At 64.0% G+C, this 15,591-nt stretch carries 13 protein-coding genes; 8 read left to right on the forward strand and 5 right to left on the reverse strand.

All coding sequences use genetic code 11. The annotated features are described in order from the left end of the window. Positions 1–8: 8 nt before the first annotated feature. Positions 9–530, reverse strand: a complete 522-nt coding sequence (locus tag C8C98_RS11410) for a chemotaxis protein CheW (protein WP_121454367.1) — start codon at positions 528–530, stop codon at positions 9–11. A 149-nt stretch (positions 531–679) separates the two neighbouring features. Here C8C98_RS11410 and C8C98_RS11415 point away from each other — a divergent pair, with 149 nt between their 5' ends. Then, entirely contained in the window at positions 680–1,918 is a 1,239-nt protein-coding gene (locus C8C98_RS11415) for a class I SAM-dependent rRNA methyltransferase (protein WP_121454368.1), read from the forward strand. 391 nt (positions 1,919–2,309) lie between these two features. Here C8C98_RS11415 and C8C98_RS11420 read toward each other — a convergent pair whose 3' ends face one another. The 4 genes from C8C98_RS11420 to C8C98_RS11435 form a co-directional block, all read right to left on the reverse strand. Next, entirely contained in the window at positions 2,310–3,305 is a 996-nt protein-coding gene (locus tag C8C98_RS11420) for an iron ABC transporter permease (RefSeq protein WP_233574522.1), read from the reverse strand. Positions 3,306–3,450: 145 nt separating this feature from the next. After that, positions 3,451–4,449, reverse strand: a complete 999-nt coding sequence (locus tag C8C98_RS11425; protein WP_121454370.1) for an ABC transporter substrate-binding protein — start codon at positions 4,447–4,449, stop codon at positions 3,451–3,453. Further along, complete coding sequence (locus tag C8C98_RS11430) at positions 4,446–5,222, reverse strand: ABC transporter ATP-binding protein (RefSeq protein WP_121454371.1); 777 nt, start codon at positions 5,220–5,222, stop codon at positions 4,446–4,448. The genes C8C98_RS11425 and C8C98_RS11430 overlap by 4 nt, the downstream gene beginning before the upstream one ends. A 1-nt stretch (position 5,223) precedes the next feature. Then, positions 5,224–7,425 carry a TonB-dependent siderophore receptor gene (locus tag C8C98_RS11435; RefSeq protein ID WP_233574523.1) on the reverse strand — a complete coding sequence of 734 codons (2,202 nt, stop codon included), beginning with the start codon at positions 7,423–7,425 and terminating at the stop codon, positions 5,224–5,226. Positions 7,426–7,867: 442 nt separating this feature from the next. On the opposite strand from C8C98_RS11435, the gene C8C98_RS11440 reads away from it, so the two are divergent. From C8C98_RS11440 to rsmH, 7 genes are all read left to right on the forward strand, one after another. After that, complete coding sequence (locus C8C98_RS11440) at positions 7,868–8,950, forward strand: GTP-binding protein (RefSeq protein ID WP_121456206.1); 1,083 nt, start codon at positions 7,868–7,870, stop codon at positions 8,948–8,950. 201 nt (positions 8,951–9,151) lie between these two features. After that, complete coding sequence (dksA, locus tag C8C98_RS11445) at positions 9,152–9,928, forward strand: RNA polymerase-binding protein DksA (protein WP_121454373.1); 777 nt, start codon at positions 9,152–9,154, stop codon at positions 9,926–9,928. 109 nt (positions 9,929–10,037) lie between these two features. Next, positions 10,038–11,798 (forward strand): STAS domain-containing protein, encoded by a 1,761-nt coding sequence (locus C8C98_RS11450; RefSeq protein WP_121454374.1) that lies wholly within the window; start codon positions 10,038–10,040, stop codon positions 11,796–11,798. Positions 11,799–11,858: 60 nt separating this feature from the next. Next, positions 11,859–12,422 (forward strand): ATP-dependent protease subunit HslV, encoded by a 564-nt coding sequence (gene hslV, locus C8C98_RS11455; protein ID WP_121454375.1) that lies wholly within the window; start codon positions 11,859–11,861, stop codon positions 12,420–12,422. Positions 12,423–12,516: 94 nt separating this feature from the next. Continuing rightward, positions 12,517–13,854, forward strand: coding sequence for an ATP-dependent protease ATPase subunit HslU (gene hslU, locus C8C98_RS11460; protein WP_121454376.1), 1,338 nt, complete (start codon positions 12,517–12,519; stop codon positions 13,852–13,854). Between the two features lie 369 nt (positions 13,855–14,223). Next, on the forward strand, positions 14,224–14,652 hold the full coding sequence (gene mraZ, locus C8C98_RS11465) for a division/cell wall cluster transcriptional repressor MraZ (RefSeq protein WP_099657911.1): 429 nt from the start codon (positions 14,224–14,226) through the stop codon (positions 14,650–14,652). Beyond that, the gene (rsmH, locus tag C8C98_RS11470) at positions 14,627–15,583 is read left to right on the forward strand and encodes a 16S rRNA (cytosine(1402)-N(4))-methyltransferase RsmH (RefSeq protein ID WP_121454377.1); all 957 of its coding nucleotides are present in this window, start codon (positions 14,627–14,629) and stop codon (positions 15,581–15,583) included. Before mraZ ends, rsmH begins: the two co-directional genes overlap by 26 nt. Positions 15,584–15,591 lie beyond the last annotated feature (8 nt).

Below are 15,591 nucleotides of genomic sequence, written 5' to 3' on the forward strand. Positions count from 1 at the left end.
CCGGGGTCCTATTGCACGGATTCTTCTTGCGCAGCCATCACCGTGTCCTGCAAGAACTTTTCGATGTCCAGCAGGATGAGCATGCGGTCGTCCACCGAGCCGATGGCCAGCAGGTGCTCGGGGTCGAAGTTCGAGTCCAGTGCAGGCACGGGGCGCAGTTGCGAGGGCTCCAGCGTGAGCACGTCCGAGACGCCGTCCACCACTACGCCGATCACGCGCTGGCCAATGTTCAGCACGATCACCACGGTGAGGTGGTTGTATTGCACTTCGCTCACACCCAGCTTGATGCGCAGGTCGATGATGGGAACGATCACGCCGCGCAGGTTCACCACGCCCTTGAGGTGCTCGGGGGCGTTGGCGATGGTGGTGGGCTTTTCGTAAGAGCGTATTTCCTGCACGCGCAGGATGTCCACCCCGTATTCCTCGTTGGCAATCTTGAACGCCAGAAATTCTCGAATGTCGGTCAGAACTCCAATCCTTGCAGAAGATGTGGCAGAGGATGAAGGTGTGGCTGTTGCGGCGTTGATCATCGGACACCCCGTCTTAAATGATAAAAATGTGATTCAAATTCTATCGATCTTGTAGATTGTGTGTCAAATTTTTCAAATTAAATTTCTTCTGCGGCGTTGGTCCTTGGTGGTTTTTGTGTTCGGGTGACGGCTGCCTGCACAATCCGGGGATGAAAACGATCCGACTCAAGCAAGGCAAGGAGCGCTCGCTGCAGCGCCGCCACCCGTGGATATTTGACTCCGCCATCGCCAAAGGCGGTGGCGACAGTGGCGAGACGGTGCGCGTGGAGTCGCACGAAGGGCAATTTTTGGGCTGGGCCGCGTTCAGCCCCAACTCGCGCATCCGGGCGCGGGTGTGGAGCTTTGACGAAACGCAGCGCATTGATGCTTCTTTTTTCATAGCTGCTTGCGCTCGTTCCATAAGCGCTAGAGCCCGATTTGATGTGAAAAGCGATGGTGTGCGGCTGGTGCACGGTGAGTCCGACGGGCTGCCTGGCCTGATCGTGGACCGCTATGGCGACACGCTGGTGGCCCAGTTCACCAGTGCGGGCACCGAGCGCTGGAAGGCGGTGCTGGCCGATGCCTTGCTGCAGGCCACGGGCTTAAGCAAGCTGTATGAGCGATCAGACGCCAACGTGCGCCAACTCGAAGGGCTGGAGCCCGCCACGGGCTGGCTGCGGGGTGGGCCCGTTGCTGGGCAGGCCGAGCCGCCGCTGGAGCTGACCATCCATGAGCACGACTGGCGCCTGACGCTGAACATCGCCGAGGGCCACAAAACCGGCTTTTACCTGGACCAGCGCGACAGTCGCAAGCGTTTTGCCGACTGTGTGCAGCGGCTGAACCTGCGCAAGGTGCTCAACTGCTTTTGCTACACCGGTGGCTTCAGCGTGGCGGCATTGGCGGGCATGCAGGCCGCGCAACGTGCGGGCGGGCAGGGCGGTGGCGAGGTGACATCCATCGATTCGTCCGGCCCCGCGCTGGAGCGGGCCCGCGCCCATGTGCTGCTCAATGGCTTTGATGCGGAACAAGCCAAGTTCATGGATGCGGACGTGAACGCATCGCTGCGCCAGTTTCTGAAAGACGGCGTGCGCTTTGACGCCATCGTGCTTGATCCGCCCAAGTTTGCGCCCACTGCGGCGCACGCTGACCGCGCGGCGCGGGCCTACAAAGACATCAACCGCCTGGCGCTGCAGCTGCTGGAGCCGGGCGGCGTGTTGTTCACCTTCTCGTGCTCGGGCGGGATCAGCGCCGATCTGTTCCACAAGATCGTGGCCTCTGCCGGGGCCGATGCGGGGGTCGACGGCTACATCACCGAACGCCTGGGGGGCGCACCTGACCACCCGATGACATTGGAGTTTCCTGAAGGGGAATACCTCAAGGGCCTGGTGGTGATGCGCAAGCCAGGCTGAAACCTGGTCTCTTTCGCGCCCAGGTATTGCCGCAGTCGCGCTGCCAGTGTCCCGAGTAGGAAGTTCGTTGATGAAATGAAGAGGTCGAAATCGTCGTCAGGCAAGGCGCAAACCGCAGCGATAGCCGTCGCTATTGCGAGGATGTGCACGCAGCATGGCGGCGATTCTCGGCATCTTTGTGAAACGAATCTCCAACTCGGGACACTAGCTACAAATGGCATCGCGCCATGCAACTGTGCCTGCCGGCGTTGTAACCGCCAGAGAGCCCCTGTGCAGGTGGGTGGGCCGCCGTGCCCCGCCGCAATGGGCCTGGCGGGGACGTTTGGAGCGGTTGGAGGCGTGCCCGTAGAGCATCTTCAGGCCCTGCACAGGGCATTGCCTAGGGTCAATCTCAGTCTGTCGCGCGTCGCCGCAGCAGCGCCATCACGAACAAGGCCCCGATGCCCGCCGTGACGATGCCCACCGGCAACTCCTGCGAGCCCAGCAGCGTGCGTGCCACCAGATCGCTGGCCAGCAGCAGTCCGGCCCCGAGCCCTGCTGCCAGCGGCAGGAAAGCGGCATGCAGGGGCCCCGACAGCCGCCGCGCTAGATGCGGCACCATCAGGCCTACGAAACCGATCACCCCGGCCAGCGCCACGCAGCAGGCGGTTGCCACTGCGGCCACCAAGAAGGCCTGGGTGCGCAGCCGCTCGGGCGCGATACCCAGGCTGTGGGCCGTGTCGTCGCCGGCCAGCAGCGCATCCAGCGAGCGGTGGCGGCGCCAGACGAATCCCATGCAAAGGCCCAAGCCCAGGCACGCCAGCCACAGGTTGTCCCACCGCGCCAGCCCCAGGCCGCCCAGCGACCAGAACACCACGGCATGAGCCGCCCGCTGGTCGCCAGCAAAGACCAGCCCGTGCGTCAGTGCGCCGAACAAAAACGACACCGCCAGCCCGGCCAGCACCGTCTGCGCGGGCCCCTGTCCGCCCGCTCGGCGCACCAGCAGCAGCACGGCGCCCGACGCCACCGCAGCCCCGGCGAACGTGGCGGCCGGCAGCGTCCAGGCGCCCAGCCATTCGCCGGTCAACGTGAGGACGGCCACGGCACCTGTGGAGGCGCCCGAGGACAGGCCGAACAGGAACGGATCGGCCAGGTCGTTGCGCGTGGTACTTTGCAACAGGCCGCCCACCACGGCCAGCGTGGCGCCCACCAGCAGCGCCAGCACCACTCGCGGCAGGCGCAGGTCGCGCACGATGGCCTGCGCCATATCACCCGCTGGCGCGCCGAACACACCGGCCCAGGGCCCCGCCAGCGCCGCAGCCGCCTCGCGCCACGACACGGGCGCACTGCCTACCGTAAGCGACAGCATGGCCAGCAGCACCAGGGCCAGTACGATTCCCAGCGGCACCGCGCGGCTTAGCGCGTCCGCCGGCAGGACCATGCGGCGTAGCGCGACCCCTAGAGTCACCGTGCGGCGTGGCGCGACTCCCTTAGTCACCGCGCGGCGTGGCGCGGTGTGGGCCTGCTCCCCCGGCGGCGTCATGGCGTCTGCCTCATGGTGCCTGCCGCAGGGCGCGGGCCAGCTTTTCGATGGCGTCGATGTTGGCGGGCCCGGGCGTTAACTCGGCATAGCGCAGCGTGACGAAGCGGCGCTGGCGCACGGCCTCAGTGAGCCGCATGGCCGGGTGGGCCTGCAGAAGGGTCTGAAGGTGCTCCGGGCCCTGGCCGTTTTGGTAATCCAGCAGCACGATGACCTGCGGGTTGCTCGCTGCAACCGTCTCCCAGGCGCTGGTGCCCCAGCCCATGGCCACCTCGCCCAGCACGTTGCGCCCACCTGCGGCCTCGATCAGGGCCGTGGGCATGGCGGCGCGGCCCGCAGTGAAGGGCTTGTCCTCGCCCGAGTCGTAGACGAACACCCGCGGCGGCTGCGGCAGTGCTGAGCGGGTCGCGGCCCGGACCCGCTCATGCCATTGCGCGATCAGCCGCTCGGCCTGCGCACGGCGGCCAAATACGGTGCCCAGGCGCAGCATGTCGCCGTACAGCAGGTCCATCGTGGCGTGCGGTTTCTCGCCGAGCACGTGCGCGCAGCTTTCGGTCAGGATCAGCGTCTGGATCCCGTGTGGCGCCAGGGTGGTCGGGGTCACCTCGCCCCCGGGTTGCATGCCGTAATACCACCCGGCGAAGAACAGATCGGGCTTGGCGGCCAGCAGCGTTTCCAGCGTCGGGTATTTGGGGGCCAGTTCCGCAATGTTTCCCAGGCTGCGCAGGAACGCCGCATCGGCCTTGTACCAGCCGGTGATGCCCGTGACGCCCACCATGGAGGACTGCAGCCCGAGCGCCATGGCCATCTCGACCATGTTCAAGTCGTGCACGACCATGCGTTTGGGCGGCGCGGCGATGCGCAGCGTGCCGCCGCAGTTGGGCACGGTGACGGGAAACCCTGGCACCACACCTGTGCCCTGCGCCAGCGCGGTGCCCGCGCCGCCCAGCAGACAGGCCACGGCAAGCGCCCCATAGCAGGCGATCGCGCAACGCCGCAGTACGCGCCTCATGCCGCCGCCTTTCGCTCGAACGACCACAGCATGCCGCTGTGGCGCGGGTGCCGCGTGTGAACCAGCTCCATGCCGAACACGTCGGCCACGCGGTCGGCGCCCAGCGCCTCATCGGGACTGCCGGTGGCCACCAGGGCGCCACGGTTCAGAACCCAGACCCTGTCAGCGAACGAAGGCACCAGGCCCAGCTCGTGCAGCGCGGCCACCACGGTAATGCCGAGCCCGCGCACCAGGGCCAGAAGGTCGGCGCGGGCCGCGAGGTCAAGGTGGTTGGTGGGCTCGTCCAGCAGCAGCAGTACGGGCTGCTGCGCCAGTGCGCGTGCCAGGTGCGCACGCTGGCGCTCGCCACCCGACAGGCTGGACAGCGCCCGGTGCGCCAGGGCGCTGAGCCCGCAGGTGTGCAGGGCTTGGTCTACCGCCTGCGCGTGTTCCGTGCGGCCAGCGCGGTGCTGGTGGGGCAGCCGCCCCAGGGCGACGTAGTCGTGCACGCGAAAGGCGAGGTCGGCGGTTTCGGTCTGCCCCAGCACGGCGATGTGCCGCGCACGCTCGGGCGCCGGCCAGGCTGCTAGGTCGTGCCCCAGCACGCTCACCCGGCCCTTGGTGGGCATGGCCCTCGCTCCCAGCAGCTTCAGCAGCGTGCTCTTGCCGGCGCCGTTGGGGCCGACCAGGGCCACGCATTCGCCGTGGGCCGCACTGGCGTTCACACCGTGCAGCAGCGGGCGCCCCTGCGGCGTGCAAAAGCTCACGCCTTCGGCTTGTAGCAACGTCTGCATGTCACAGCGTCCAGCGCAGTGCCAGCTCTAAGCTGCGCGGCGCGCCGAGCAGGATCTGGTCTGGGTAGAACGGATCGGCCCATGCCGCATACACGCGGTTGGTCAGGTTGCGACCGCGCAGGGTGAGCTGCACGCCGCGTGCGACGTCCACTGCCAGGGCGGCGTCGAGTGTGGTGTAGGCAGACAGCCGCACGGTGTTCGCATCGCTGTGGAACCGCTCGCCCACATGCCGCAGCGAGGCAGACACCTGCACCGGCACGTTGGCCACGAAGCGGTAGACGACGCCGGCATTGGCGACCACGCGCGGAGCGTTGGGCGGTGTGTTGCCCGAGAGCGAGCCGCCACCGGCCAGTGTGTAGTCTTGGTAGCGCGCCCGGTTCAGCGCGAGGTTGGACCACAGGTTCCAGTGTGCATCGGGCCGCAGCGCCAGCGATGCCTCGGCCCCGCGCGACTGCAACGCCCCCGCCACGGCCAGCGACTGCCCACCCTGCGCGGCATAAACGTTGCGGCGCTCGGTGTCGTACACGGCGAACGTCCAGGCGCCGCGGTCTTGCCAGAACGATTGCTTCACGCCCGCCTCCAGGTTGCGCGTGCGGGTCAGGTCCAGCGGCTGCGTGCCGCGCAGCAGGAACAGGTTGTTGGCCGCCACATCGGCGCCCGTGGCGTATTGGCCGTAAAGGGTGGTGCCCGCCGCCGCCCAGGTCACGCCCAGGCGCCCCGTGGTCGGGTGCCAGGTCTTGTCGAAAGGAAAGCCCGTGCGGGAAACGCCCGCAGCATCGGTCGACGTGCGCGACAGCTCGATCGATTCATGACGCAGCCCGCCGATCAGCGCCCAACCCGGCGCCACCGAAAACCGGTCTTCCAGCGCTACAACGGTGTTGCGCACCCCGCTCGTCTGCCACTGCCGGGTGAGTGGGCCGTAGGTGCCGCGCTGCGGGTCTACCAGGCTCACGCTGTCGCCCGGAAAGTTGGCGGCGCCTGGGCGGGTCAGGTCGAGGTTGCTGGTTTCCAGCGCCGCCACCCAGCGGTTGTCGCGCCCGGCGATCTGTCCGTCCCACTGCAACTCGGTTTTCTGGCCCACCGAGGTCTGGTCCTGCGCCACATAAAAGCGCTCGCGGTCCACCAGGCCTGTGCCCGCGTTGAACGCCGCGATCTCGTTGTTGAACCAGTTGCGCGTGGCCGTGTAGCGGTAGATCTGCGTGCGCAGCGTGAAGGCGCTGTCGATGCTCCAGTCCATGCCCGTGCGCAGCCAGGTCTCGCGCGCGTCGTTGCGGTTGTCCAGCACGTTGTAATTGGTGCGCAGCGTGCGCCGGTCGATCGTGACCGGGCCGAGCGCACTGCCGTTGAAGCCCGACGTGTAGCTGCCGGACACCACGCCGCCCTGGTGCTCAACGCTCGGCGCGGCGGCGGACACCAGCGGCGTGCCCCAGTAACTGCTGCCCCGGTCGCGCTTGATCTCCCCGGCCACGAAGAACTTCAGGCCCTGCTGCACATGCCAGTCCAGCCCGCCCGACAGGTGGCGGTTGTGCTGGTTCGTGTCCTGGACGGGGCCATCGCTTTGCGAGCCGGTCAGGTCGATGCGGTAATCCAGATCCTTCCAGGCGGTGGTGCCGCCCGAGCCCAGGCGAAGGCGCCGTTCGCCGAACGAACCTGCGGCCGTCTCGACCTCTGTTTCCACCGGGCCGCGTTGCGGCGCGCGGGTGACGAAATTCACCGCCCCGCCCGATGCGCCCTCGCCCGACATGAGCGAGGCCGCGCCTTTGAGAAATTCGATCCGTTCCAGGTTGGCCGTGTCCATGACACGCGACGTCATGTTGGGCGGGCCGATCTTGATACCGTTGTAGAGCGTGTTGATTTGGCTGTTGGCAAAGCCGCGCATCGAAAACGCACTGGGTTCGGCCGGAAAGTCCCCGGCCGTCACGCCCACGGCGGACTGCGCCGCTTCGGTGACGGTGCGCAGTCCGCGTTCGGCCAGCACCTGGCGGGAGACTACGTCGATGGACGCCGGCGTTTCGCGCACTGACAGACCCAGGCGGGACGCGCCCTCGGCGGGTTGGTCCAGCGCGCCCGGCAGGGCTTGCTCTTTCACGACCACCGTGGGCAAGGCGGCGGTGCTGTTGCCCTCCTGGGCCATGGCGCAGGGCGCAGAAAGCGCCAGCAAAGGGGATAGCCAGAGAGAAGCTGTGGGGCGGAGCGGTCGCATGGTGGGATGGAAAGGAGCAAGGAGTGGCCGCCAAAAGCGAGCCGGATTGGAAGGTGTGTAAATGGCAGGCCGCAGCAAAGCTGCTACGGAGGGGGCCGGCGCGAGGGGGTAAAAAGGGATGAAAAAGGGATGAAAAAGGGATGAAAAAGGGATGAAAAAGGGATGAAAAAGGGATGAAAAAGGGATGAAAAAGGGGATAAAACACCCGAAGGTGAGTTTGCTTGTTATTGCAACTGAGTTGCGACAGTGGATTTTAGACCCAATAACGCAACGTATATGCGTTATTGGGTGTTTTGACGCCCTTTCCCCATCGGGCGTGGCCGCAGGGGGGCTTGACACGATCGATACACTGGAAAAAACCGGTTTCAACCCGATCTGCGGGCTCGGTCGCGCAACGGGCGGGGCTTTCACACCCGCCCTATTTCATTTGAAAGAGATTCCCATGGCACTCATTCCAGTCACCATCCTCACGGGCTTTTTGGGCTCTGGCAAAACCACCTTGCTCAAGCGTGTCTTGAGCGAGGCCCATGGCCAGAAGATCGCCGTCATCGAAAACGAATTCGGCGAAGAAAACATCGATAACGACATCCTCGTGACCGACTCCAAGGAGCAGATCGTGCAGATGAGCAACGGCTGCATCTGCTGCACCATTCGCGAAGACCTGCGCGAAACCCTGCAACTGCTGGCCGCCAAGAAGCGCAAGGGCCTGCTGGACTTTGAGCGCATCGTGATCGAGACCACCGGCCTGGCCGACCCCGGCCCCGTGGCGCAAACGTTCTTCATGGACGAAGAGATTGCCGAAACCTACCTGATCGACTCCATCATCACCCTGGTGGACGCCAAGCACGCGGCGCAGCAGCTCAATGACCGCCAGGAAGCACGCCGCCAAGTGGGCTTTGCCGACCAGATTTTCCTGTCCAAGACTGATCTGGTGAGCGCCCAGGACGTGGATGCGCTGACGCACCGCCTCAAGCACATGAACCCGCGTGCGCCCATCAAGGCGGTGCATTTTGGCGAAGTGCCAATCAAGGAGGTGCTGGACCTGCGGGGCTTCAACCTCAACGCCAAGCTGGACATCGACCCCGACTTTCTCAAAGAAGAAGACGACCACAGCCACAGCGACCATGACCATGTGCATGAGGGGCATGAGCACCACGACCATGCCCCTGGCGAGGCGTGCAACCACCCCTCGCACCAGCACGGCCATGGTCACCACCATCACCACGATGACGACGTCAAGAGTTTCGTCTACCGCTCGGATCGCCCGTTTGACCCCGCCAAGCTCGAAGACTTCCTGGGTGCCATCGTCAATATTTATGGCCCGCGCATGCTGCGCTACAAAGGGGTCTTGAATATGAAGGGCACTGAGCGTAAGGTGATCTTCCAGGGCGTGCACCAGCTCATGGGCAGTGACCTGGGCCCGCAGTGGGCCGAGGGCGAAGCCCGGTTGAGCAAGATGGTGTTCATCGGCATTGACCTGCCGCAGGACATCTTCCGCCAGGGACTGGACCAGAGCCTGGCGTGAGGAACGCTGGGGCTGCCCAGTGGCCTATGGTGAGAGCCCGCCCCCTTGGGGAAATGCCGAGGTGTGTCGTATCTGCAACGTTTTCGTTTGCAGCGGCGCAGGTCGATACAATCGCGCCCCGGTAAAACCCCGGAAGGCTTGCCATCCGTCCCAGGCTGCATCTGCAGCCGGGGCCTGCCCGTATTGCGAGGAGACCAGGAAGTGAAAGCCGAAACCAGCAAACCCAAGGCGGCAACCAAAGCGTCCGCACCCGCGGCCAAAGCCGCTGCTGCCCCGGCACCAGCCAAGGCCATCAAGGCTGCTGCTTCCTCCAAGGTCGCAGCAGCCACTCCCGTGGTGTCTGCCGCGACGCCCCCGCCGGCAGACCCGCAGGTGCCTCTGCGCACCACCCGGCCTTCATCGCGTTTGGCCCAATTGACCGTACCATCCATGGCCCAGGCAGTGGCATCGACCGCTGCCAAAGCCAGTTATCAACACACCATGCCCACGACCGCGCCAGTGCACCCTACCTTCACCGCTGCCAAAAAAGACCCCAAGCTTGCCAATAACTGGAAGGCCAAGACGGCCCAAGAGCTGACAGATGCTGAAGTGCTGGCCATGCCTGACAGCGAGTACATGAACGACAAGCAGATGGCGTTTTTTCGCCTGAAGCTGGTGCAACTCAAGCAAGACATCCACAACAGCGCCGGTGAAACCACCGAGCATCTGCGTGAAGACACCGTGGTGGTGCCTGATCCTGCCGACCGTGCCACCATTGAAGAAGAACACGCGCTGGAGCTGCGCACCCGTGACCGCGAACGCAAGCTGCTCAAGAAGATCGAGCAGTCCATCGCCCGCATCGACGCTGGTGACTACGGCTACTGCGACGAAACGGGTGAGCCCATTGGTGTGGGCCGCCTGATCGCCCGTCCTACGGCCACGCTGTCGCTGGAAGCCCAGCAGCGCCGTGAACTCAAGCAGAAGATGTTTGGGGACTGAGCTTGCGTGAAAACCCCCGCCATGCCCGCTCGGACACGCGGGGTTCATTCACACCCTCCAAGTCAGGCGTTATGCTGAGCGCCTTCAGGACAACCGCAGCCAAATCACCATGAGCAAGGAAGAAACCCCACCAGCCGGCGGACTGTTGTCCAAGATGGTGCGGTTTGTGCGCAACCCCACCGTCCAGTGGACGGAGCTGGACTCTTTGCAGGACGACCGCGAGAGCCAGTACAGCAAGCAGATGCTCAAGGAAATGATTGAGCGCAAGCGGCGCAACGACTTTGTGCGCCGCCGCGAATTCGATCAGCTGCGCAAGTTGCGCCAGCGCGAGGTGCTGCAAGGCCATCGCACCGAAGACCCCACCAACCGCCCTTCGTTCTTCCAGAGTAGCATGGCGTCGCCCGATGAGCGGGCCGTCACGCTCAAAAAGATCGATGAGATCGAGGCGCAAATGTCTCAGCAGTGGTGGAAAAGTAAACAATCCACTGACGGCGGCGCTACCGTACCAGGCGCCTTGGCTGCTGCACCTGCGACAGCCGCACAGGAATCTGACACCGAGGCGGCCGATGCCCGTGCCTTTGCTCCCACCGCTCCGGTGAGCCTGGCAGCGCCGCTGGCACAGCCCGGTCCCAGCCCTGTGGCACCTCTGTTTGCTGACGACAGCATGGCGATGGGCAAATTCGGCGGCACCGATGCCAAGTTGCAAGCCACGCCTGTGGCGGCTGAGCCTTCTGTCAGCCCCACGGTGCCCGGCGTGATCGCGCAGACCGTTGCCGCACTGGAGAAATTCGTGCACGAACCCGACCTTGAAGAAGCGGCCATCCGCTACGCCAATGGCGATAACGAAGGGGCAGAGTCCGGCTTGCTGGAGGTTCTGCAACAACATCGCAATGACAACCCAGACCAGCAACTGGATCTGTGGATGACCCTGTTTGACCTGTATCGGGCAACAGGGCAGCACGACCAGTTTGAAAACTTGGCCATTGATTTTGCAGCGCAGTACAGCCGGTCTGCGCCGCTGTGGTTCTCGCTGCCTGAACAGTTGGGCATGACGGGTGCCACCCCTGCGCTGCAGGCCGATGCGCCGAGTCGGCGTGACTTCAGCTGGAACGCGCCACAGCGCCTGGCCGTGTCTTCGGTGGCTGCGTTGCAGGCTTCGGTTGAGCGCTCGACTTCACCGTGGACGCTGTCTTGGTCGCGCATTTCGGGCATGGACGATGCGGCGGTGCCACTGTTGGCCGACTTGTTCACGCGCTGGGCTGACAAGCAAGGACAGTTTGTGTTCTCGGGGGTGGACAAATTCAACACCCTCATGGAAATCATGACCCAGTCGGGCGACCGGGTTTCGGGGCCTGAGTGGTGGCGACTGCGCATGTCGGCACTGCGGCTCATGGGGCGCCCCGATGAGTTTGAACTGGTGGCACTGGACTACTGCGTGACCTATGAGGTTTCGCCGCCGTCCTGGGTGTCGCCCAAGTGCGGCTACTCGGACGACGACACCACAGCAGCTCCCGAGGCATCGCGCGCGAACGAACGGGACATGCTGGCCTCCGATTTTGGCGATCTGTCGATTCCGGCGCCGTTGGAGACGGGGCCGGTAGCCACGCTCAGCGGCATCATCGATGGCGACGCTACGCCGTTGCTGGAGCCTCTGGAGTCCATGCTGCGCCCGGGGGTGCCGCTGCCCATTGCCTGCGACAAGCTCATGCGCATCGACTTCGCGGCGGCGGGCTCTGTGCTCAACTGGGCGGCCGACCAGCAAGCCAAGGGCTATGTGGTGCATTTTCAGAACCTGCACCGGCTCATCGCCGTGTTTTTCAACGTGATCGGCATCAACGAACACGCCTGGGTCATCCCGCGCAAGAACTGAGCAAGAACTGAACTTGGTAGGCCGCTTGCAATTGCAGCGGCAGGCCCCACGTTCGGGGCTATGACGTCATCCAGCGAATCCCCCGTGTTCCACGGGACCACCATCATCAGTGTCCGCAGGCAAACCCCGGCGGGCGTACAGGTAGCCATCGGCGGCGATGGCCAAGTGACCTTGGGCAACATCGTGGTCAAGGGCACCGCGCGCAAGGTGCGTAAGCTTTACCACGGCAAAGTGCTGGCAGGCTTTGCGGGCGCCACGGCCGATGCCTTCACGCTGTTTGAGCGTTTTGAAGCCAAGCTGGAAAAGCACCAGGGTCACCTGACCCGCGCGGCCATTGAGCTGACCAAAGACTGGCGCACCGACCGTGTGCTGCGCCGCCTCGAAGCCATGCTGGCCGTGGCCGACGCCAGCGCGTCGCTCATCATCACTGGCAACGGCGACGTGCTGGAGCCTGAGCAGGGCATCGTGGCGATCGGGTCGGGCGGTGCCTACGCGCACTCGGCGGCCAAGGCGCTGCTGGTCAACACTGAGCTGTCTGCGCAGGAGATCGTGAAGAAGTCGCTCGAAATTGCGGGTGAACTCTGTATCTACACCAACATGAACCACACCATCGAGACGCTTTGAGCGGTGTCTGTGTAGGTTTACTATTGTTTTGATAGCTTGCGGCGCTTGATTAAAGGGCGCTGGAGCCATTTTTGATTGAATTCAGGCTGACACCATGTCTTCCATGACCCCCCAGGAAATCGTCTCCGAGCTGGACAACCACATCGTGGGCCAGGCCAACGCCAAACGTGCCGTGGCCATTGCGCTGCGCAACCGCTGGCGCCGCCAGCAGGTCGAAGGCAGCCTGCGCCACGAGATCACGCCCAAGAACATCCTCATGATCGGCCCCACGGGCGTGGGCAAGACTGAGATCGCGCGCCGCCTGGCAAGACTGGCCGATGCGCCCTTCATCAAGGTCGAGGCCACCAAGTTCACCGAGGTGGGCTATGTGGGCAAAGACGTGGACGCCATCATCCGCGACCTGGCCGAAATAGCCGTGAAGCAAACCCGTGAAGCAGAGACTCGCAAAGTGCGCGCACGCGCGCAAGACGCGGCCGAGGAGCGCATTCTGGACGTGCTGATCCCGCCTGCCCGGGGCGCTGCGCCGGGTGCCGCGGGTGCCGAGCCCGCTGCCGACAGCACTGCCCGCCAGGTGTTCCGCAAAAAGCTGCGCGAAGGGCAGCTTGATGACAAAGAGATCGAGATCGACGTGGCCGAAAGCCGCCCCCAGCTCGAAATCATGGGCCCGCAGGGCATGGAGGAAATGACCGACCAACTGCGCGGCATGTTCAGCCAGCTGGGGCAAGACCGCCGCCGCACCCGCAAGCTCAAGATCGCCGAGGCGCTCAAACTCATCACCGAGGAAGAAGCGGGCAAGCTGGTTAATGAAGAAGAAATCAAGGTCCGCGCCATTGCCAATGCCGAGCAAAACGGCATCGTGTTCATCGACGAAATCGACAAGGTGGCCACGCGCCAGGAGACCAGCGGCTCTGATGTGTCGCGCCAGGGCGTGCAGCGTGATTTGCTGCCCCTGGTGGAGGGCACAACGGTATCGACCAAGTACGGGATGGTGAAGACGGACCACATCCTGTTCATCGCCTCGGGGGCATTTCACCTCTCCAAGCCCAGCGACCTGATCCCTGAGCTGCAAGGGCGCTTCCCCATCCGGGTGGAGCTGGAGTCCCTGTCGGTCAAGGACTTTGAGTCCATCCTCACGCAAACGCATGCGTCTCTGGTCAAGCAATACCAGGCGCTGCTGGCCACCGAAGGCGTGGCGCTGGAATTCACACCCGAGGGCATCACCCGCCTGGCACACATCGCCTTCGAGGTGAATGAGCGCACCGAAAACATCGGCGCACGCCGCCTGTCTACGGTGATGGAACGCCTGCTCGATGACGTGAGCTTTGACGCGGCACGTTTGTCAGGCCAAACCGTGCAGATTGATGCGGCCTACGTGGACGCGCGGCTGCAGTCGCTCAGCCAGGACGAAGACCTGTCGCGCTACATCCTGTAGCCCAGCCTGTCCCCTGAATTCAGCATTGCCCCGCTCAGCCCCGCTAGCGGGGCATTTTCTTGGGGTCTGCTGGATGCACTCACCCTATTTCTCGGGACAACATAGTTAACAAGTCTTATCGGCGCCATGGCGCTTCAGGTATCACTTGCATAGCCTGTTCTAAGTGCTTATTTTTCAACAGATTTTGCCACTCTGATACCTTTGGACTCGCTGCTAAGTCATTGATTTCATTGCAAAACTTTGTAGCGCCCCTATTGCTTGGTGTGCTTTTCCTGCTACAGTGGAAAAAAGTGCAAATAAGTGGTGAAAAGTGCCATTCAGCCCACAGTCCAGGGCGTCTGGTCATCCATCAAGCTGGGAAATCCATCCGTGTTCCAAGGTGCCTCATCGCTCAGTCTCGACGCGAAGGGTCGGCTTTCCGTGCCGACCCGGCATCGTGACGTCTTGGCGGCGACGGCATCGGGGCAGCTCACCATCACCAAGCACCCCCATGGGTGTCTGATGGTCTTCCCCCGCCCCGAGTGGGAGAAGTTTCGCGAGCGCATTGCCCAGTTGCCCATGTCCGCCCAGTGGTGGAAGCGGATTTTTCTGGGCAACGCCATGGACGTGGAGATGGATGGCACCGGCCGTGTGTTGGTGTCGCCCGAGCTGCGCTCTGCAGCGGGGCTCTCCAAAGAGGCCGTGCTGCTGGGCATGGGCAACCACTTTGAGCTGTGGGACAAGGCAACTTACGACGAGCAAGAGGCGCAAGCCATGCAAGGTGAGATGCCCGATGCCTTCAAGGATTTTTCTTTCTGAGGCCGCGGTGACAACAACTTTTCAACACACCACGGTTTTGCTGAACGAGGCAGTGGATGCACTGCTCGGCAACGCCGGCCCAGAGCCTTCGGGCACCTGGGTGGATGCCACCTTCGGACGCGGAGGGCATTCGCGGCTGATTCTGCAGAGGCTGGGGCCACAGGGGCATCTTGTCGCTTTCGACAAGGACCCCGAAGCCATCCAAGAGGCAGCGCGCATCACCGATGCGCGTTTTTCCATTCGGCACGAGGGTTTCCGCCACCTGGCCGATCTGCCTGCGGGCAGCGCCTCGGGGCTGCTGATGGACATTGGGGTGAGTTCACCCCAGATCGACAGCCCCTCTCGGGGTTTTAGTTTCCGTTTCGAGGGCCCGCTGGACATGCGCATGGACACCACGCGCGGCGAAAGCGTGGCCGAGTGGCTGGCCACGGCCGAAGTTGGGCAGATTGCGGAGGTGATACGTGAATACGGTGAAGAACGGTTTGCTGGCCCCATTGCAAAGGCGATTGTTGCTCGGCGCGAGGAACGGGGCCCCCTTGCCACCACCTCCGAGCTTGCCGATCTCGTGGCTGGCGCGGTCAAGACCCGCGAGGCGGGCCAGAACCCTGCAACGCGCACATTTCAGGCTCTACGGATTTTCATCAACGCTGAGCTTGAAGAGCTGCAACAGGCCCTAGAGGCCAGCCTGTCGGTGCTGCGCCCCGGTGGGCGGCTGGTGGTCATCAGCTTCCATTCGCTGGAGGACCGCATCGTCAAGCAGTTCATTGCCAAGCACTCCAAAGAGGTGTTTGACCGCCGTGCGCCTTTTGCCGTGCCGCAGGCCATGAAGCTGCAGGCGCTGGACCGCATCAAGCCCAGCGAGCAAGAGGTGGCCGCCAACCCCCGTTCCCGCAGCGCCATCATGCGCGTTGCGCAAAGGACGGACGCATGACATTGCGT

Origin of the sequence: Acidovorax sp. 106, assembly GCF_003663825.1 — a bacterium.
In the GTDB taxonomy this organism is placed as follows: Bacteria; Pseudomonadota; Gammaproteobacteria; order Burkholderiales; family Burkholderiaceae_C; genus Acidovorax.